General features: G+C 44.1%; 15 protein-coding genes. 5 read left to right on the top strand and 10 right to left on the bottom strand.

Going from position 1 to position 20,099, the window contains the following annotated elements; all coding sequences use genetic code 11:
• Entirely contained in the window at nt 1-2,043 is a 2,043-nt protein-coding gene (gspD, locus tag C7Y69_RS05980; RefSeq protein ID WP_126872107.1) for a type II secretion system secretin GspD, read from the bottom strand.
• An 18-nt stretch (nt 2,044-2,061) separates the two neighbouring features.
• Nucleotides 2,062-3,000 carry a type II secretion system protein GspC gene (gene gspC / locus C7Y69_RS05975; protein ID WP_126872106.1) on the bottom strand — a complete coding sequence of 313 codons (939 nt, stop codon included), beginning with the start codon at nt 2,998-3,000 and terminating at the stop codon, nt 2,062-2,064.
• A gap of 136 nt (nt 3,001-3,136) precedes the next feature.
• Here gspC and hslR point away from each other — a divergent pair, with 136 nt between their 5' ends.
• From hslR to C7Y69_RS05955, 4 genes are all read left to right on the top strand, one after another.
• Nucleotides 3,137-3,532 carry a ribosome-associated heat shock protein Hsp15 gene (hslR, locus tag C7Y69_RS05970; RefSeq protein ID WP_126872105.1) on the top strand — a complete coding sequence of 132 codons (396 nt, stop codon included), beginning with the start codon at nt 3,137-3,139 and terminating at the stop codon, nt 3,530-3,532.
• Between the two features lie 28 nt (nt 3,533-3,560).
• Nucleotides 3,561-4,460 carry an Hsp33 family molecular chaperone HslO gene (gene hslO, locus C7Y69_RS05965; protein ID WP_013786663.1) on the top strand — a complete coding sequence of 300 codons (900 nt, stop codon included), beginning with the start codon at nt 3,561-3,563 and terminating at the stop codon, nt 4,458-4,460.
• A 286-nt stretch (nt 4,461-4,746) separates the two neighbouring features.
• The gene (locus tag C7Y69_RS05960) at nt 4,747-6,309 is read left to right on the top strand and encodes a phosphoenolpyruvate carboxykinase (protein WP_126872104.1); all 1,563 of its coding nucleotides are present in this window, start codon (nt 4,747-4,749) and stop codon (nt 6,307-6,309) included.
• A 315-nt stretch (nt 6,310-6,624) separates the two neighbouring features.
• Complete coding sequence (locus tag C7Y69_RS05955) at nt 6,625-7,800, top strand: MFS transporter (RefSeq protein WP_126872103.1); 1,176 nt, start codon at nt 6,625-6,627, stop codon at nt 7,798-7,800.
• Here C7Y69_RS05955 and envZ read toward each other — a convergent pair.
• The 7 genes from envZ to C7Y69_RS05920 all read right to left on the bottom strand — a co-directional run bounded on the left by envZ (nt 7,791) and on the right by C7Y69_RS05920 (nt 17,799).
• Nucleotides 7,791-9,107 (bottom strand): two-component system sensor histidine kinase EnvZ, encoded by a 1,317-nt coding sequence (envZ, locus tag C7Y69_RS05950; protein ID WP_013786660.1) that lies wholly within the window; start codon nt 9,105-9,107, stop codon nt 7,791-7,793. The genes C7Y69_RS05955 and envZ overlap by 10 nt on opposite strands.
• A 44-nt stretch (nt 9,108-9,151) precedes the next feature.
• Nucleotides 9,152-9,874 carry a two-component system response regulator OmpR gene (gene ompR, locus C7Y69_RS05945; RefSeq protein ID WP_013786659.1) on the bottom strand — a complete coding sequence of 241 codons (723 nt, stop codon included), beginning with the start codon at nt 9,872-9,874 and terminating at the stop codon, nt 9,152-9,154.
• 111 nt (nt 9,875-9,985) lie between these two features.
• Nucleotides 9,986-11,083 carry a DUF2855 family protein gene (locus tag C7Y69_RS05940; RefSeq protein ID WP_126872102.1) on the bottom strand — a complete coding sequence of 366 codons (1,098 nt, stop codon included), beginning with the start codon at nt 11,081-11,083 and terminating at the stop codon, nt 9,986-9,988.
• A 237-nt stretch (nt 11,084-11,320) separates the two neighbouring features.
• Complete coding sequence (locus C7Y69_RS05935) at nt 11,321-13,870, bottom strand: TonB-dependent siderophore receptor (RefSeq protein ID WP_126872101.1); 2,550 nt, start codon at nt 13,868-13,870, stop codon at nt 11,321-11,323.
• Nucleotides 13,871-14,039: 169 nt separating this feature from the next.
• Nucleotides 14,040-15,422: a nucleobase:cation symporter-2 family protein gene (locus C7Y69_RS05930; RefSeq protein WP_126872100.1), complete on the bottom strand. Its 1,383-nt coding sequence runs from the start codon at nt 15,420-15,422 to the stop codon at nt 14,040-14,042.
• Between the two features lie 408 nt (nt 15,423-15,830).
• Nucleotides 15,831-16,736, bottom strand: a complete 906-nt coding sequence (locus C7Y69_RS05925; RefSeq protein WP_013786634.1) for a phosphoribulokinase — start codon at nt 16,734-16,736, stop codon at nt 15,831-15,833.
• Nucleotides 16,737-16,842: 106 nt separating this feature from the next.
• Nucleotides 16,843-17,799, bottom strand: coding sequence for an ion transporter (locus C7Y69_RS05920; RefSeq protein ID WP_126872099.1), 957 nt, complete (start codon nt 17,797-17,799; stop codon nt 16,843-16,845).
• Nucleotides 17,800-17,889: 90 nt separating this feature from the next.
• Between C7Y69_RS05920 and C7Y69_RS05915 the strand changes: the two genes are divergently transcribed.
• Entirely contained in the window at nt 17,890-18,636 is a 747-nt protein-coding gene (locus C7Y69_RS05915) for a sugar-binding protein (RefSeq protein ID WP_013786632.1), read from the top strand.
• A 119-nt stretch (nt 18,637-18,755) separates the two neighbouring features.
• Here the strand turns inward: C7Y69_RS05915 and purD are convergent, their stop codons facing one another.
• Nucleotides 18,756-20,069: a phosphoribosylamine--glycine ligase gene (purD, locus tag C7Y69_RS05910; protein WP_013786631.1), complete on the bottom strand. Its 1,314-nt coding sequence runs from the start codon at nt 20,067-20,069 to the stop codon at nt 18,756-18,758.
• Nucleotides 20,070-20,099 lie beyond the last annotated feature (30 nt).

Here is a 20,099-nt window from a genome sequence, read left to right as displayed (position 1 = left end):
TTACTCGTTACCTTCATCAAGGTTGTCTTTCTCAGTCAGGTATTCTTCAAATGAAGGCGGCAAGGAAAGTTCATCATCCCAATTAGGCATACTAGGGCTTTCAGCGTTTGGCATTAGTGAAATACCATCTTGCTGGCGTTTAAGCTGTAAGGCACGAATGTAGTTGTACTTACGATGGCTAATAGAGTTCATGGTTGCGCCATCACGAACGATAGTTGGCTTTAAAAACACCATTAGGTTACGTTTACGTTTGCTGGTAGACGTCGACTTAAACAAGTTACCAATAATAGGAATATCGCCTAATAAAGGCACTTTAGATACGCTTTCTTGAACGTCTTCGTCTATCAAGCCGCCTAATACAATCGTGCCGCCATCATCTACAATAACCGTAGTTTTAATTTCACGTTTATTAATAGAGATATCTACCGAGGTGGCACCACTGACGCTAGATACTTCTTGTTCAATTAATAACTGAACTGCATCGCCTTCATTTATTTGAGGCGTGACTTTAAGCTTAATGCCTACTTCTTGGCGATCGACCGTTTGGAACGGGTTCGAGTTATTCGAGCCTGTAGAAGTACCAGTAATAATCGGTACTTCTTGCCCTACAATGAAATAAGCTTCTTCGTTGTCCATGGTCGTAAGGTGCGGTGTGGCCAATACGTTAGAGTTAGTGTCGGTACTAACTGCTTGCACAACCGCGCCCCAGCCGTTATCAATAATACCCGCAATTAAGCCATTCGCACTGCCTAACAAGCTAGCAAGAGAAGTATAATCACCTTCATCAGTAGTGGTGACCTCAACTACAGCACCCTCATCGGTCACATAGGCTTCGGTATCGGTATCGTCTTCCGCTTCTTTAAGCGCTACCGCCAACGATCCTACTGGGATGACACCATTGCTAAACTGAGTACCACCGCCATTTTCAGACACCCACTGTACACCTAAGGTAGTGCCGTCACCTTCGAATACTTCTACAATAATGGCTTCAACCTGTACCTGTGCGCGGCGAATATCAAGCTGACGGACCACTTCTTCTAGTGAGCGCATCATGTCAGGTTCCGCAGTGATTACTAACGCATTAGAATCTTCATGGGCATCAATGCTGACGTCACGGTTAGATGAACCACGGCTGTTGGTGCTGCCACTTTTCTCTTCTGCTTGAATACTGGCAGAAACCCCTTGTAGTACTTTTACTAGATCGTCGGCTTTGGCATAGTTAAGAAACATTACGCGAGTATTACCGCTGGTTTCTAACTCCTGATCCATACGCTCAATAAGATTAATTAAACGTTGGCGGGCTTTAATGTCGCCGCTTACAATCACAGAGTTAGTACGGTCGTCGGCTACCACTCGAGGGTCTGACTTAGCACCGGTATTAGCTTTACCTTGTGATTTGTTAATGCTGTCGATAATACGCACCATTTCAGAGGCTGAGGCGAAACGTAGCTTCACAATCTCAACTTCTTCATCACCTGCACGGTCAACACGCTCAATAATTTCAACTAAGCGGTTCACCACAGCCGCGCGGCCAGTAATCATCATTACGTTTGAAGGGTCGTGGCTTACTACATTACCACCGCCAGCTTGGTCGTTAAGTTGACGTAGAATAGGCGCTAATTCTCTTACCGGTACGTTATAAACAGGCACGACGCGGGTGATCATTTCATCACCGTCTTTCGCTGAACCTTCTACTACAGGAATGTTTGATGTTTTAGCATCTTTAGAGCGTACTACTTTTAAAATACCGCTCGGCATTTCAACCACAGCAAAGTCGTAAACCTGAAGCACGTTTAAAAAGAATTGATAATACTGATCTTCAGTCAGCATATCGTAGCTTCGAACACTGATTTTACCGCGAACATTGGGGTCGACAATAATGGTCCGCTCTAAGTTTTTGCCCACAATATTAATGAACTCACTAATATCAGTGTCTTTAAAATTAGGCATATATTCAGCGGCGGTTACCGAGAAACAAAGAAGGGCCGTGCACAGGGCTGTGCTCAGGCGAGATAACAATTTTTGGCTAGTGCGCCTTTTCATTCTGTCTTCCTTTAATTCTTATTCTGCTGATGGCTCAGGTAAATCGAGATAGAGCGTAGTAAAACTGCCATCACGAATGATTGTAAGTTCAATATTCTGAGCATTGCGAAGTTCAGATAGTGCTTCTTGGGATTGCTGCATGTCTGTCAGATCCAATCCGTTAATTTGTGCAATAACATCGCCGGCTTGAAGCCCTGCTGACTTAAATAATGCGGGTTCTTTACCTGGGCTAACTTGATAGCCGATTAGCTGTCCTTCTTCCGTTTTTGGCGAAATAGAGATGAAGTCGGTAAAGCTTGCTGGGCGATCTCGCAGTGAAGCGGTTGCTTCAATGGCTTCTTCACTTAACTGTCTTGAATCGGGCTCGTCTCGCTCATCTGGAACAGGCTGTGGACGACGTTTAGCTTGTTGTTGGCGACGTTTGTTCGCTTCGTCGTAATCAATGCCATCTAACATCAAGGTTTCGTTTCTAACCCCATTTTTAATAATAACTCGGTCTCGGAAAACTTGCTTCAGGGTGGCGTTAGTGCCTTCAATCTTTTCACCCAGACCATACACCGCTTGACTATTGCGATTTTCGATAACCGCAGTGCTAGAACCTTCATCCGAACTTGCCACCACACCGGTAAGGGTAAGGTTAAGACGCGTTTCAGGCGCATCAGTAACAGGGGCTTCTTCTACCTTTGCAGGCGCAGCTGCTGCATTACCAAATAAATTTAATTGTTGTATTTTGCGTATGTTGACCCCACTTTGCCCTGAAGCCGTAGAAGGTATAGGCGCAAAACTCACTGCGGGAGTCGCAGATAATTGAGGTTCAGGTATAATTCGCCATAGTAGCTTGGCGGCAAAGGCTATTAAATATAGGCTCAGCAGCACCACAATTAACGTGTGAAGTTGTTTTTGGTTCTGGTTTACAAAAACAACCAGAGACTGTGGATTGAGTTTATCGAATGTCATGTCGCCACTTGATGGTACTGCTTATTATAAAAGTGAAAATTTGGTTAACCGCGCTTTGTCCGACCCATCATAGCCTAGTCGAGGTGGGGCTCACAACACTAAAGCCGCACCGTTACGAAATTATTACAAAGGTCTTATGGAAACGAACAATACATCACAAAATGTGAGGCTAGACAAGTGGCTATGGGCAGCAAGGTTTTTCAAAACCCGCGCCATTGCCAGAGACATGGTTCAGTCAGGAAAAGTTCACTACAACGGACAGCGCACTAAGCCCGGCAAGAATGTAGAGCTTGGTGCAGTGATAAAAGTTCCCTCAGGTTGGGATAGCCGTGACGTTATTGTTCGAGGACTCAGTGATAAACGACTTAGTGCAGCACTTGCTCAAGACTTATATGAAGAAACTGAGACAAGTGTAACAAAACGTGAAGAAAACCAAGTTGCACGAAAATTGAACGCTTTTCATAGTCCTAAGCCGGAACATCGGCCAGATAAAAAACAGCGCAGACAAATTATTAAATTTAAGCAGCAGTAAAAAGTATGCTGCCTAACAGGACAAGTTTATGAGTGATTTTGACAAATTACATCGATTTTTATTTACCCAAGCAAATGTTCGTGGCGAATTGGTTCGCTTAGATGAAAGCTTAAAGCACATTGTTCATAGCTATGAATACCCCGTACAAATTCAGCGACTGTTGGGGCAGTTGGCAGCGGCCACATCTTTACTGACGGCTACCCTTAAGTTTAAAGGCGAAATTGCCCTGCAAATTCAAAGTAAAGGGCCAGTGAGTTACGCGGTAATAAATGCCACTCATGAACAAACGTTTCGTGGTGTTGCCCGCTGGGATGAAAGCCTTGAAACGCTTCCAGAAGCGTTTGATGAGTTACTTACAGAAGCGGTATTGGTGATGACCATTACCCCTGATGAAGGCGAGCGTTATCAAGGTATTGTGGCACTAGACAAACCAACATTAGCTGAGTGTTTAGAAGAATACTTCGCCCAGTCAGAACAGTTAGCCACTCGCGTGCACCTAATGACAGACTTGCAAGATGAGAACAACGCCAGAGCGGCGGGTATGCTGCTTCAAGTATTGCCAACAGACGCTAGCGCGACTGACATAACCCAAGCAACAGGGTTTGATCATATTGCTACGTTAACCGAAACCTTAACGGAAAAAGAAATGTTCTCGTTGTCGGTAGAAGACATTCTTTATCGTTTGTACCACCAAGAAGAAGTGGAAGTGTACCCAGCGAAAGCGGTTAGCTTTGCGTGTACATGTTCCAAGGAACGCAGTGCAGAAGCGCTTCGTAACATCGATAAAGCTGAGCTTTTATCCATAGTAAAAGAAGATGGCGACATTAAGATGAATTGTCAGTATTGCCATGCAGAATATCGTTTCGATAGTATCGATATTGAGGCGATTCACAGTGGTAATGCACCCTCACCTGATACTAATCAATAAGGGGGTACTCCTTACCCTTAAGTCGCCCCTAAAATAAGAAAACCTCTTAATTCATTTCCCTTTACAGCACTTGTTGTAAGGGGAAGTTGATAAAAAACCACGTATCCCGTTTTGTATCCCTCCTTAAAATAAAAAATGTAATTTTATTACGTTTTTTTCGAAGGTTGATCCAGATTAATAATCAGTATTCTTTATAGAAATAACGCTATGCCTTTATTTACTTTAGACTCAGTTAAATGATACTTTTTGAAAGTGCTATTGAAAGATTACATTAAGGGTTACGGTTATGAGTGTAGCAGCGTCTTTAAAAACGGATTTAAAAATCTCTCCATTGGTTGATTTGCCTAGCGCCGAATTAATCGAACGCGCAATTAAGCGGGGCGAGGGTGTGTTAGACACTAACGGGGCTTTGGTCGTTGAAACCGGTGAAAGAACGGGTCGCTCACCAAATGATAGGTTTATCGTTAAAGAGCCTTCCACTGAGAATGAAATCGATTGGGGCAAGGTTAATAAGCCATTTGATGCTACTAAATTCGATGCCTTATGGAACAAAGTAGAGGCCTACCTAACTACTCAAGAGCATTTTCTATCTCACCTTCAAGTGGGCTCAGATCCTGCGCATGCACTTCCTTTAGAAGTAAGAACGCAAACTGCGTGGCAGCACGTTTTTGCGCGTAATCTTTTTATCGTGCCAGACAAATGGAACGTCAATAACGAAAGCCCGTGGCAAGTATTAAATGTTCCTGGGTTTGTGTGTGACCCAGAGCGTGACGGCACCAACAGTGATGGCGTGGTAGTCATTAATTTTGCTAAAAAACGTGTGCTTATTGCCGGCATGAGATACGCCGGTGAAATGAAAAAAGCCATGTTCTCGGTTCAGAATTTCTTACTACCTGCGAAAGACATATTACCCATGCATTGCTCTGCCAACGTAGGCGAGCAAGGCGATGTTACTTTGTTCTTTGGTTTATCGGGTACAGGTAAAACCACGTTATCTGCCGATCCTAAACGCTTTTTAATTGGCGATGATGAACACGGTTGGGGCGAAGGCAGCGTGTTTAATATTGAGGGCGGCTGCTATGCAAAATGTATCGACCTTTCGCAAAAGAACGAACCGGTTATTTGGGATGCCATTAAGTTTGGCACTATTTTAGAAAACGTTGTGTTAGACGATACTCGCACCCCAGATTACAAAGATACGTCGCTAACCCAAAATTCACGGGCGGCTTATCCATTAAGCCACATTGAAAAGCGGGTTGAAGCAAACCGTGGCGGCGAACCTCGCTCTGTCGTATTTTTAACCTGTGATGTAAGTGGTGTGTTACCGCCTGTATCAGTACTAAGTGAAGAAGCGGCGGCCTATCATTTCTTAAGTGGTTACACGGCAAAAGTGGGCTCGACAGAAATTGGTTCAACCTCTGATATTGAATCGACCTTCTCTACCTGCTTTGGGGCACCCTTCTTCCCACGCCCAGCAGGTGTTTATGCCGAGTTATTAATTAAACGCGTAAAAGCGTTTAATGCCAAAGTGTACTTGGTGAATACCGGTTGGACTGGCGGGCCTTATGGTACAGGTCAGCGTTTCGACATTCCTACTACTCGCGCTATTATCGATGCCATTGTATCGGGTGATTTAGCCAATGTTGAAACCCAACATATTGAAGGCTTAAACCTTGATGTACCCATCGCAGTATCAGGCGTTGACGATAATTTATTAGTGCCGAAGCAAACCTGGAATGATGCAGAAAAATACGAAGAATATGCGCAGAACCTAGTAGATAGCTTTAAGCAAAACTTTGAGAAATACGATGTTAGCGACGCCATTGTTAAGGCAGGTCCTGGCAACTAATTCACACTGCGTTTTTTTAGGGGCGCAGTTGAATGTTAGGGAAGGCAACCCTTCTCTTCCCAACCTTCATCACACTCAACGTGATTGATGTTTTGCCCGCGCTTAGCCGCGGGCTTTTTTCGTTTCCTATCTTGCGCGAGTTATACTAAAGGCGTACTGTAGCGTCCTTGGTAGTCGATAACGTTCTCACGTTAAAATACGCTCCAAACAAAAAATCAAAAAACGTTGTAGTAAGTCTCTTAACTACAAATCATGCCCTGCTACACCAAAATATTGCACTATTTCGTTTAGAACCCTGTTTGTAAAGGAGCATGGATGAGTCGTCGTCCTATTACTGTTGTTATATTTTCCGGTTTTTTCTTACTGGGTATGTTGTTTATATTATGGGGTATTTTACTGCCAGATATTGCTGCCGACCTGCGTATGTCAGAGCTGGTAAGTGGTTTGTTCTTCTCGCTTTTCTCTTTGGGTATGATGGTGGGAGCCGTAGTTGGCGGTAAGTACGTTAGTCGCTTTGATTACATGCCATTGTTAGCATCGCTGTTGGGTATAAACGCTGTTTTATTATTGCTTATATCGTCATTACACGGGTGGCAATGGGTATTGGTGGTAGCCGTCGTTATAGGCATAGTCAGTTCCTCAATTTTTACTATTGGGCACACCTTAATTGCCCGCTTGTACGAAGAAAAGCGCTTTACCATGATGGGGCTGATGGACTTTATGTTCAGCCTAGGCACATTTGCTGCTTCATTTTTTGTTACCTTGCTTTATCTTCAAGAAGAAAACTGGCGTAGACCAATTCAAGTGCTTGCACTATTTATGCTAGCCCTGTCGGCGTATACCTTTATGGCAGCGCACTCTCAAGCCAAATTGCTCCGAGGCCAACCAAAAGCGCAGCGTAAAACCCTCAATTTTGGTGCGGTAATTAAACAGCCTATCTTTATATTTATGGCGCTGCTTAGTTTTGGCTATGGCGCGGTAGAGTTTGGTAACGCAAATTGGTTTGTAAGTTATGCGCAAAACGGCATTGGGTTTACCGGTGAACAATCTCGAAACCTACTCGCGTGTTTTACTGCAGGTATGGTAATAAGCAGGCTAGTTTTTCCTTTCTTACTGCGATTTATGTCGGTGCATCGGCTTATTGTCATATTGGCTACAGCGTCGTTGTGCGGCGTATTTGCCATTAAGCTTACCACTGACCTGTACAGTATGGGCGCAGGTAACTTACTGTTAGGGCTTGGCTTAGGTGGGTTATTTCCACTTATGTTGTCAGCAGCCATGAATATTGATAGTGACAATGGCCCCGTATTATCTGGCATTTGTATTATTGGCAACTCTACCGGCGTACAAGTGGCCTCTTTTTCAACGGGCTTATGGGCAAACTATGTCCCCCTTACCACTGCGTTTTGGGTAATACCTATGGGTGGATGTATGTTGTGGGTTGCTGCGTGGGCGTATAGCCGAATGGTGAAACAGCACGGTTACTCATGAAGGGGTAAATAGAACTCTGCTATTAAACCTTGCTGCGGGTGATTGCGTAGCTCCACACCACCATCATGTGCTTCCACAATACGTCTTATAATTGATAAACCTAAGCCAGAGCCCGATGTACTTCGGGCTTTGTCACCTTGCGCGAAGGGCATAAACACATGCTCTAATTCTGCCGCGGGAATACCAGGGCCAAAGTCGCGTATTTTACAGTAAACCCGTTTTTCATTACGGTTATAAAATGTGGAGATCACGATATTGTCGGAGCCGTAGCGAAAGGCGTTCTCGATAATATTATCGATAACCCGCTTCATTGCCACGCGGCGTAAATCAAGTAAGGGAATATCATTAAGCTTCAACGCGATATGATGCTTCTCTTCAATATGCCGCGCTTGCGCTAATTCGATAATAAGACTGTTTAGGTCAGTATTTTCTTTTATCTCTTCTGTATCGTAGCGGGCGTAGTCGATGAATTGATCGATAATCGCATTCATATCTTCAATATCGTTAACAATGCCATCTTTTATCCAGTTTTGAGATTCAGGCAGCATTTCAGACGCAAGACGAATGCGTGTCAGCGGAGTACGTAAATCGTGAGATATACCTGCCGTCATTAAAGTCCGGTCATGTTCTAGCTGCTTGATGCCTTGATTCATACGGTTGAAGGCGCGGGTAACTTGAATCATTTCCGTGCTGCCTTGCTCTTTAAGTGGCGCGGGGTGTTCTCCTTTACCTACCGCTAATGCGGCTTTTTGCAAAGAAGACAGTGGCATGGTCATACGCCGCACAAATAGCCACCCACCCGCCACACTTAATATACCTATCACCATCAAATACATGGTTAACGGTGAAATATTGGCTTCGTTTAAGCCGGTTATGGGAATAGCAATCCAGGTGTCGGGGTAGCGAGACAACGAGATCCATACCGTATAAGGTGCGCTGGCGTCGGTTTTTTGCGAAACCGTACTAATTCGAACATCGGCAAGTTGCTCAATTTGTTTGCTTACTTGCGATGACATAAACCCATAATAAACCGCGCTTTCTAAACCTTTGGTTCTCGCTTTGCTGGCATCGAGTATTTGAATGTCGGTTTTGTCGTAATAGCGGGCTCTGCTGTCGTTATTGCTGACTAGCAAGTCTTCTGCTAATACCGATTTCACTTGCGTGGCAAGTAGGCTGTTGATTTGCTGATAACTAGGCTGAATAAAATAATAGGTTACAGACAGGTAAGAAACGACTTGGTTAATAAGCAAAAGTACGCCAATCAGCATGACTGTTTGGCCAAATGCACTTTGAGGAACCAGACGCACTACTTCACCAACCTATATAAACAACCCATTTGTCCCATGGTTATTTATGCCTGCTCACCATCGGGTACGAATACATAGCCTAAACCCCAAACGGTCTGAATATACCTCGGGTTGGCGGGGTCTTTCTCTAGCATTCTTCGCAATCGCGATACTTGAACATCAATACTGCGTTCTAGCGCGCTGTAGTCTCGCCCGCGAGCAAGATTCATAAGCTTATCTCGTGACAATGGCTCTCTAGGGTGGGTAACTAAAGACTTCAATACCGCAAACTCGCCGCTTGTGAGGGTAAGAGGGGTAGTACCCGCAGTCATTTCTCGGGTAGCCAAATTCAGTTTGTATTCGCCAAATTCGATAACTTGAACGTCTTTAGAAGGCGCGCCTGGGGCTTCACTATTGCGACGACGTAATACCGCCTTCGCACGTGCAAGTAACTCTCGGGGGTTGAATGGCTTAGGTAAGTAGTCATCGGCACCCATTTCAAGGCCAATAATTCTGTCTACTTCATCGCCTTTTGCGGTAAGCATGATGATAGGAAGTTCGTTGCCCATCTGTCGTAATCGACGACAAATAGACAAGCCGTCTTCGCCAGGAAGCATTAGGTCTAATACCATAAGGTGAAAGTTCTCGCGTTCAAGCAACCGGTCCATTTGCTCTGCATTTCCAGCGCTTCGCACCTGGTAGCCTTGCTCCACTAAATAGCGTTCAAGTAAGCTACGAAGGCGCATATCGTCATCGACAACGAGAATTTTAGACGTTTCCTGACCCATGACATGCCTTTAATAATAGTTTTCCTCACTATAACTATTCGCAGGCGAATACAAAAGAGAGGAATGCATGAAAGCCTTCCCCTCTTTGTTACAAATAGTGTCTGTTAGCAACTACTCAAAGCGAACGACATTAAGTGCTTTGGTGTCGGCGGTGCCGTTTAAGGTGTCGGAATATAAGGCAACAATTTGCTGAGAGCCTGTGTGTTCTTGCTCAAAAAAGGTATCTTGAACTTTTCCTGCAAACCCCTTCCAGGCCTTTGCGTATTTTGCTAAAAATGCCTCGTGCCCCCATTCCTGCTGACGTTGCTTAACTCGTGCAGGCGCAAAAAATATTTCAGCATCTAAGGCTTTCTTATTGGGTTTTTGCTCGGCTTTCCAATCGGTGGCACCAATAAGGGTTACTTTGGAAAGCTTATCACCAAGGGTGTCGCCAAGTGATGTGATCAAAGCACCGTTGGCAGCAAAATCGAGCAACCAGTATTGTTGATCTTTAGACAGTGTTTCTACATCGTCGTAGCTAAATACGTGGTCGTAGCAACCTGACGCTTTTACCATGTCTACATTTGACGCAGAGGTTAACCCAATGACTTGATAATTAGCATGTCTGTGAACTTTTTGATCTTTAAGCCGTTGAGCGGTGCCCAATGCAGTTTTGCTAGATGCACTAGAGAGCAATAATGACTCACCCTTGCTAAATTCATCTACAAAATCATCCAGCACAAACGAGGTCATATATAACGGACGGAAATTTAGCTGCCAAGCTTCACGGCTTTCATCATACCCAGGGTCAACGGCGCAGCGCAGATATTGGTCGTACACCGGGCTAATACTTTTACGATTTTCGTGAATATCAGAAAAACCATGGGGGGCGACCTTTCCGGCTTTAATTATCCAGTGGCTTGCCATAGGCAGGTAACCAAACACTTTCTCGCCTGCTTTAATGTCAGCGTGGTTTGACGCCACCACAGTGGCAAATCCCCATACAGGTACAATGCCGTAACCTTCATCAGCGGGGAAAAACCCCCAGTAGCCCATAGTAAAGCCCAGCGCGGCATAAGTAATATTATTGGCTGAAAAACCAAAGCTGTCAGTTTTAAGTAAAACCTCATCTTCAGCTAAGTCATTGGTAGATAGGGTTTTGTCTACTACTTGGGTGGCGTCGATTTTGTCTTGTTTCACCCAAATCTGCGTACTGGTTACGGTTGTCATGGCGTCACCTTTCATCTCATTTTAATAGACTACGATGCCGTACTTTGTATGGGTTTTCGACTTTAGGTTGTAAATAGATTGTTATAGGGGCGGCGAATACACTAAGTCGCAGGCATGCTTTCTCGATATAGCTGCGGCAGTATTGCGAATTTTTCGCTTTCGGTTAGTGTTCACCGCGAACGCAAGAAAGTAGAAACGACCACCACTGAAAATCGAAAGCGGTGGTCGATGTTTCCGCTAGAAAGAATAGCTAAACATGACTGAGCCCGTTCGGCCCTCAGAAGGCTTAACCACTACAGAGTCGAACAAGTCGGCAGACGTGTAATACTCCTCTTCAAATAAGTTATTTACGCTGAGTAGTATGCGGTAGTTTTCAGCTACATAACCCACCGAGCCAGTCCATACCATGTAACTAGGCAGCAATATGGTTTCCAATACATCGGTGTAGGTTTCATCCGCCCACCCAAAACCAAGGCTAGCTGTTACTCTGCCTCTTTCTAAAGGCTTGTTATAGTTCAGGAACAAGCTCACAGTGTTGTCAGGTAGGCCGCCACGGTCAAGTTCTACACCTTCGCCTACAAAGGTAGACCGGTTGCCCGCAATTCGGCCTCCGTATACTTGATACGCTTCAAGACCATTCTGGGCAGCAAAGTCAGCGCCGTTGATCACCGCTAATGCACCATCACTCACCTCGGTGGTTTCAATATGGGTAGCGGTAGCAGTAAGCGAGAAACTTTCATTCAAAATAGCGCGAGCTTCAAATTCAACCCCTTCACTGTAAACCGCTACTAACGCTGAGGTTTGCCCGATTCTGTCGGTTTTTTCCTGATCAAATATGGCGAGGGCAGCATAGAGTGATTCATCGTCGCTGCTGTATTTAATTCCTAACTCGGCTAAGGTTGATTCTGCTAAATACTCACCGTTATCCACACTACTTGGAATAATCCCACCAAGTTGATTGGTGCTTAGTGAACTCGACTCAGCGTAAGTGGCGTAAGGCACAAATCCCGACTCCATCTTGTACGACACGCTCACATTGTAACTAAACGCTGACTCGGTATCGGTATGCACCTCACCATCGCCAAACGGAATACCTAACAAGGAAATGGCCTGGTCTTCTGATTCAACATCGAAATAGTCGTACCTAGCACCAAGTAAGATGCTCCAAGACTCAAGGGTGATATCGGCAATATAAAACAAGCCCGCATTAAGCATGGTGGAAACCTGCTCTTCGTTATAGTTTCTTCTTACCGTGCCATCAATGCCGGTAGGGTTACCGTCTTCATCGTAAATAATAGTGGCATCTTCATAGGGGTCATCTACCGCCCAATCAATTCTATCGTCAGGGGTAGGCCCTACGGTAATGTCTCGAAAGTCGAAGGTTTCGTCGTAGTACGCATGGTTGTAGTCGAGGTCTTCGTTACGAATACTGATACCGGTAATGTGTTGAATGGTGGCACTATCATGAAAGGTTTCAAAGTTTAGACTTGTTCTAAATTCCATAGCTTCGGCCCCAGGGTAATCTGCGGTAAAGCCCCAGCTCTGAAACTTAGTATGATCCATATAATCATAATAAAACTGGTTCTTCCACGTCATATCATCCGACAAATAGGTCGTAAAATCTAAGTACGCAGTGAATGCTGTCGAGTCAGCGAAATCAATATCATCAATAAAGGTCGTTTTATGATCTATTTGCGCGGTGCCGGGGTTACTGAGTGCATAGGCATTTTCAATCCCGTCAGCCACACCAGGACAAGAAAGCAGCATAGCGTTATAAGTATAGTTACTGTTATCGGCGGTACCCGGGCTGCAAAAAGTACCTACGCCTGAAAACGACGAGTTAATGAAGTAAGGCGCAAATGGCGAGATAAAACCCGACTCTTGAGGCAGTAGTCTATCTGCCCCAATAGGGTTATCTGAATTTTTTGCCACGGGTGCACCTGTGATGTAGGTGCCATTATCAATTAAATCTTGGGTTACCCTGTTCCATCCTGGTACTTGAATGGCATCTGATGTTTGGTATTGGAAACCAAATTCCATCAATGTGTCTTCGGTTAAATCGATATCAAATGCAACTTGCACAATCTCATTCGTTGGCTCGTAATTATCGTAATAGGAACCTGAATCTTCTGCTTCAGCAAAAATGTATACGCCTGCTTGTTTATCACCAAACATGAAAGGTGTACCGCCCTCTACAGCAAGAATTTTTTGATCGTATGTGCCTAGGGTTAAGTGGATTTCGCCGGTAGCTTCATCAAAGTATTTTGTGGCATCTGATTTAGCCGATTTGGGTGAGTAATTTAATTGCCCGCCTACACTACCGTTTCCATATAAAGGGCTAACCGGCCCCCGCATAACTTCCAACCCTTTTGCCCCACGAATATTGGTTTTAAACGCACCTGGGTTGGCAATTCGTCTAAAGCCACGAAAGTAGTTATCTGCCGATTCACCACGAATATCCATGGCGCCTTGAATACCAAAAAATGAACTGGTAAAGGCTCCAGGGGTTATTCGTACGAGATCATCTACAGAACGCAATCCGTACGCTTCAATTAGGTCTGAACTAATATCGGTTACCGAGCGTGGTGTTTCTACCAAAGACTTATCTAAGCCAAATGCACTTTTCGATTCTATTGGAATCAGTGAGTTGAGGTCTTTTACACCGGTAATTGAAATGGTTTCCATGTCTTCATCACTCGGTGTTTCTTGCGCCAAAGTAGCACCCGAGTATGAGGCAAAGAGCGAAAGCATCGTTAAATAGAGGGTTTTATGCGTAAATTTTTTCATTGAGCAGCCTAGTGTGTGTTGTTGCGCAACGCGCTTTTTAGTTATGTATTAAATAGCTCACGTCTTTTTTTGCTTTAAGTAGTAGGCGTAAACAGTTTAGTTGTTGTAATGCACGGCTCAACAAGGCAATTTTTTGGTATTAGCAGTCGAATTTCTATTTGATTATTGTTTAATTTTTTTCTACTGATGCTGAAAGCGAGGAATCAGTATTCTCTTGTTCGATAACCTTATTCTCTGGAATCAAAATACTCATGATAATGGCGGTAAAGCCTGCAGAAGTAACCGAGGAGGAAAGCACGTTTTTAAAGGCTATAGGTAAGCCTTGAATGGCATCAGGTACCATCAGCACACCTAAGCCAGTGCCTAGCGAGGTCGCGATAATAAGTGACTTACGACGGTCTATAGGTTCGCTAGCCAATATCTTAATACCCCCAACGGCAATGGTGGCGAACATGACTAATGTTGCACCACCAAGTACAGGTTTAGGCATTAATTGAAGTGCGCCGCCGATAATAGGGAACAAGCCTAAAATGACTAACATGGCCGCCACGTAAAAGCCCACATGTCGGCTTGCTACACCGGTTAATTGAATAACGGCATTGTTCTGCCCAAATGTGGTATTTGGAAAGGTATTGAATACGGCGGCGATGGCCGAATTAACACCGTCGGCTAAAATGCCACCTTTGATTCTTTTTATATATTTAGGGCCTTTTATCGGTAAGCCACAAAATAAGCTATTAGCAGTAAGGTCGCCGGAGGTTTCTAGTGCAGTCAGAAAATAAATAAGCGCAATGGGAATGAATATATCGAGGTTAAAATTGATTCCATACTTAAAAGGTACTGGAATACTGACAATAGGTTGTTCGGCTAAACTAGCAAATGAAACCCAGCCTAAGATAGAGGCCACGACCGTGCCCAAAATCATGCCTATCATGATGCCGGAAAGTCTTACCCAAGGATTACTAGAAACATTAAGCGCAATAATAGTAACGAGTACAAATAGACCAAGAGCAAGGTTCTCAATGCTGCCAAAATTAGGGCTGCCAAACCCGCCAGCCAAGTCTGTGATACCTACTTTTATAAGGCTTATACCAATAGTAGTAATAACGATACCTGTGGTTAATGGCGTTATTACCCTTTTAATTTTATTGATAAACAAACTGACGATAATTTCGATGAAAGCCCCGATAAAGCAAACGCCCAGCAGAGTAGAGAGTATTTCTTCTTTGCTGCCCCCGTTAGCTTTAATAGACAGCCCAGCTATTAATAACGCGCTAATGAACGCAAAGCTGGTGCCTTGTACCGCAATTAAACCGCAACCTACTGGCCCGAAGGTTTTTGCTTGAATGAAAGTCGCAACGCCTGAAACAAACAGCGACATACTAATAAGATAGGGTATTTCAGATTCAAGTCCTAAAGCAGTGCCAATAATCAGAGAAGGGGTAATAATACCTACGAAGCACGCCAGAATATGTTGCAACGCGGCAGTAATGGATTGGTTTACTGTTGGAATATCATTTAATGCAAACAAGACATCGGTATTTGGTTTCATTAAGTCCCTTTATAAACCAAGTATTGTCAGAAATTAATGCATATCTTCTTTATGCACTAATTCCTATGCAAGAAGTTATCCTTTTTTAATCTTGTTATTTTTGAGCAGCAATAGACATAAGTGAAGTTATAATAACGCTTTGAATTTAATTGTTTTAATAGCATGTATATCTTTAATATAAAATTAAAATAGACAGGGGATGGGGATTGAGGAATAAATATTAAAATGAATTTGGTGCGTTCAAAGTAACCATTTTAGTGCAATGTTGATAAGAAAAAATAGTATTTAAAATTCAAGCGTTAATACTTCAGTCTAGTTTCTTGTGTTATCTAAAAATAATAAAAAAGGCTTCCTAGAAAGCCTTTTTTTTGAAATTTTCAAATGTTATTTAAAAACTGCTAGAACTAATTATTCTTGAGAATTTAACCAATCCATTTGATGGCCAGCACGGCGCTTTCTATTTAAAATATCTTCAAGAAGTGGAGTAAGAATAAGCTCCATCGCCAACCCCATTTTACCGCCAGGTACTACGAGTGTATTAATACGCGACATAAACGCGCCATCAATCATTTGTAGTAAATACGGGTAGTCAACGTGCTTCATTTCACGCCTGAACCGAACCACAACAAAGCTTTCATCCTGCGTAGGTATTTCACGGGCACTAAATGGGTTTGAAGTATCTACCGTAGGTACACGTTGAAAGTTAACATGGGTTTGAGAGAACTGAGGCGTGATGTATTGGAAATAATCATCTAGCCCACGCACGATGCTACTCATTACCGCTTCACGAGAATGGCCTCGGTCGGTGGTATCACGCACAATTTTTTGAATCCACTCAAGGTTTACAATAGGCACCATGCCTACCAATAAATCCACATGCTTGGCTACATCATTTTCTTCGGTTTTTACGCCGCCATGTAAGCCTTCATAAAACAGTAAGTCGGTATTTTGTGGTAAATCTTGCCATGGGGTAAAGGTGCCAGGCATTTGATTAAAAGGCACGGCTTCATCAAAGGTGTGCAGGTACTGGCGGAACTGGCCTGAACCTGAGCTTCCGTATTCTCTAAAGAGGGTTTCGAGTAATTCGAAATCGTTGGCCTTTGGGCCAAAGTAACTAATATGTCGGCCCTGTTCTTGGGCTTTGCGAATTTCCACTTCCATTTCCGGGCGAGTAAATCGGTGGAAACTGTCGCCGCCAACCACTGCTGCGTTCACATTTAAGTTTCTGAAAATGTGGCGTATAGCATTGGTTGTCGTGGTTGTTCCTGCCCCTGACGAACCGGTAATGGCAATAATTGGATGTTTTACAGACATAGAAATTCGTTTGAGAAATGACGGGTACTAGTTATAAGCCCACTGACACCATTAATCAAGAGTTAGACTTAAGTAAGGGGTCGAGTGAGCAATTACCCAGCACATTTTAGTTATCTTTTTCACGGTTGTCGTTTTTATGGTGATGTTGCAGTAAACGAATGATTAGTCGAGCTTCTTCTTCATCTAAATCAAGTAGAGCTCGCATTCGCTCCAAGTGATTAGCATCGTGATCGCTGAATTTACCATCTTCTAATACCGTGCGAACAGTCTCTTTGAAGCGGTCTCGTTTAAGCTGCATTTGAGCGGTAAAACTGGACGACAAAATACCGGCAGGCAGGGCGTAAAAGCAGATGCCTAAAAGGGTGATTAAACCGCCAAAAATTTTGCCCCCAGGCGTAATGGGAACAATATCACCATAGCCAACAGTGGTCAGTGTTACCACTGCCCACCATAGTGAAGCGGGTATGCTGCTAAAAGCCTCAGGCTGCGCAGTGTGTTCAATGTAGTAAATGCAGGTGGCAGCAATAACGGTGAACAACATCAACACGCTGAGTGCGGCAATTAATGCATGAGACTCGTTTCGTATGACAGTAATTAGCGTTTGCATCGAGCGCGAGTAGCGGCCAAGTTTTAATATTCGCAGCACCCTGAATACCCGTAATATCCGTAAATCTAGGGTAATAAACATGCTTAGGTAGAAAGGTAATATGGCAAGCAAATCAATCAGCGCCATAGGGCTTTTAAGATAGTGCCAGCGCTTTTGCCAAGGCGTATGCAATTGAACGTCTTTTGACGATGCGAGTGCCGAAGGCGGTGCTGCGCCACTACTCCAAATGCGAAGTAAGTACTCAAGGGTAAAAAGGCAGACAGAAATCACTTCAATAATGTGTAACTCTGTACCCCATTGTGAAGAAGTTCCCGGCACGGTAGATAGCATCATAGTAGCGATATTAATCACAATGACAGTCACGAGTATCACATCAAAGTACTTACTTGTTTTGTGATGTGATTGAGCATCTTTATAAGAAGCTAAAATATTGTAGCAAGTGGTCTGAAGTGACATAAATGCCTTTGCGTTACAGGTGCAGTTTAATACTCTACCAAGAATCGGCAGGTAAGCAAAAATACACCGTTAATAAAATAAGGATTAACTATGAAAGCATGTCATTGGCTGGCAGTGGTAATGTGTACAGCTACGGTAAGTGTAAATGCAGATGAAGCACTGCATACCGAAGCTGCACCCACTATTGATGGGATAGCGAACGAGGCACTTTGGCAAGGGGATGATTGGTATCCTATGAATGAAGTGATCATTGGTGATACACCCTCTGCCAGTGATTTTACAGGAAAGTATAAACTTCGCTGGAACGAAGATGCCCTGTATTTGTTGGCTGAAATTCGAGATGACCATTTATCTGACACCTATGCCTCGCCCATAGAGCGTTATTGGGATGACGATTGTTTAGAGATATTCATTGATGCAGACGGCTCAGGTGGCGACCACTTCAACAACTACAATGCTTTTGCATACCACTTAGCGTTAGACAACCAAGTGGCGGATATCGGCCCAAGCATGGCAACAGAAAATAAGGGTGAAGCTGTGCCACAGCTTTATAACGACCATGTTGATAGTGCGTGGAAACGCCAATCAGACGCCCCGTTTGTGGTGCATTGGGAAACCGCAATAAAAGTGTATGCTGATGATTATGTGCACGGTGAATCCAACACCCCTGTAACGCTTAAAAAGGGCATGAAGCTAGGTTTTATGCTGGCTTACTGTGATGCCGACGGAGGCGATAGAGAGCACTTCATGGGGTCTCACCCTATAATCCCAATAGACGGGGATAAAAACCAAGGATACAAAGATGCGTCTGTATTTGATGTGCTTGAGTTAAAGTAAGCACGGGTTAATACAAACAAAAACGCCGCCGAAGTATAATTAGCTTAGGCGGCGTTTACATGAGCTTTTACTCAGCGTTTCTCTTAACAAGAGATTAAATAAGAGGCTCAATAAGACATCTACATGGCATCTATAAGCGCTTCGTCGGCACTAGACTCACGGGCAATGGCACGGTAGCCAATGTCGGTGCGAAAATACGCGTCTTTGAACTGAATTGCATTTACAAGCTCATACGCTTTTTGCTGCGCTTCAGTCACGTTATTACCCATGGCAGTGGCGCACAATACGCGGCCACCGTTAGTCACCACTTTGCCGTCTTCTAGTGACGTACCGGCGTGAAAAACTTTGCCGTCTAATTCGGCTGCATGCTCAAAGCCAGTAATTTCATCGCCTTTATCATAACTACCAGGGTAACCACCTGCCGCAAGAACCACGCCGATGGCGGCACGTTCATCAAACTCAATCGTTTGGCTATCAAGCTCGCCCTTACAGGCCGCTTGGCACAAAGCGACAATATCAGATTGTAAACGCAGCATAATAGGCTGGGTTTCTGGGTCGCCAAAGCGGCAGTTATATTCAATCACTTTGGGCGTACCATCGGCCATAATCATTAAACCAGCGTACAAGAAACCCATGTAAGGATTACCTTCTGACGCCATGCCTTCAACCGTTGGCATAATCACTTCTTTCATCACGCGATCGTGAATTTCTTGTGTTACCACTGGGGCAGGAGAGTATGCACCCATACCACCTGTATTAGGGCCTTTGTCGCCATTTGCGGCGCGCTTATGGTCTTGGCTTGTGGCAAAAGGAAGCACGCTTTTACCGTCTACCATAACGATAAACGAGGCTTCTTCACCATCTAAGAATTCTTCTACTACAACGCGGCTACCAGCTTCACCAAAGGCATTACCTGCTAGCATGTCGCGAATGGCATCTTCTGCTTCTTGTAGCGTCATCGCTACAATTACGCCTTTACCTGCTGCTAGGCCGTCTGCCTTAATTACAATAGGCGCGCCTTTTTCACGCACGTAAGCGATGGCTGGGTCAATTTCAGTAAAGTTCTGATATTCAGCGGTAGGAATATTATGGCGAGCTAGAAAATCTTTAGTAAAGGCTTTAGACCCTTCAAGCTGCGCGGCAGCTTGTGTAGGGCCAAATATCATTAAGCCTTCGTTAGTGAACGCATCTACCACACCTGCAACCAACGGCGCTTCTGGGCCAACAATGGTTAATTCAACATCGTTACCTTTAGCAAAAGACAGTAAACCAAGAATATCGTTTACATCAATTGCTACGTTTTCTAGCTTAGGTTCTATTGCGGTTCCAGCATTACCAGGGGCAACAAACACTGTTGAAACATCAGAAGATTGCGCTGCTTTGTAAGCTAGCGCATGCTCGCGGCCACCGCCGCCAATTACAAGTACGTTCATTAACTATTCCGTTTTAAGGTTTTGGTTTTA

Origin of the sequence: Alteromonas sp. KS69 (genome assembly GCF_003989595.1) — a bacterium.
Taxonomy (GTDB): Bacteria; Pseudomonadota; Gammaproteobacteria; order Enterobacterales; family Alteromonadaceae; genus Alteromonas; species Alteromonas naphthalenivorans.
This window is presented reverse-complemented; position numbering and strand designations above follow the sequence as displayed.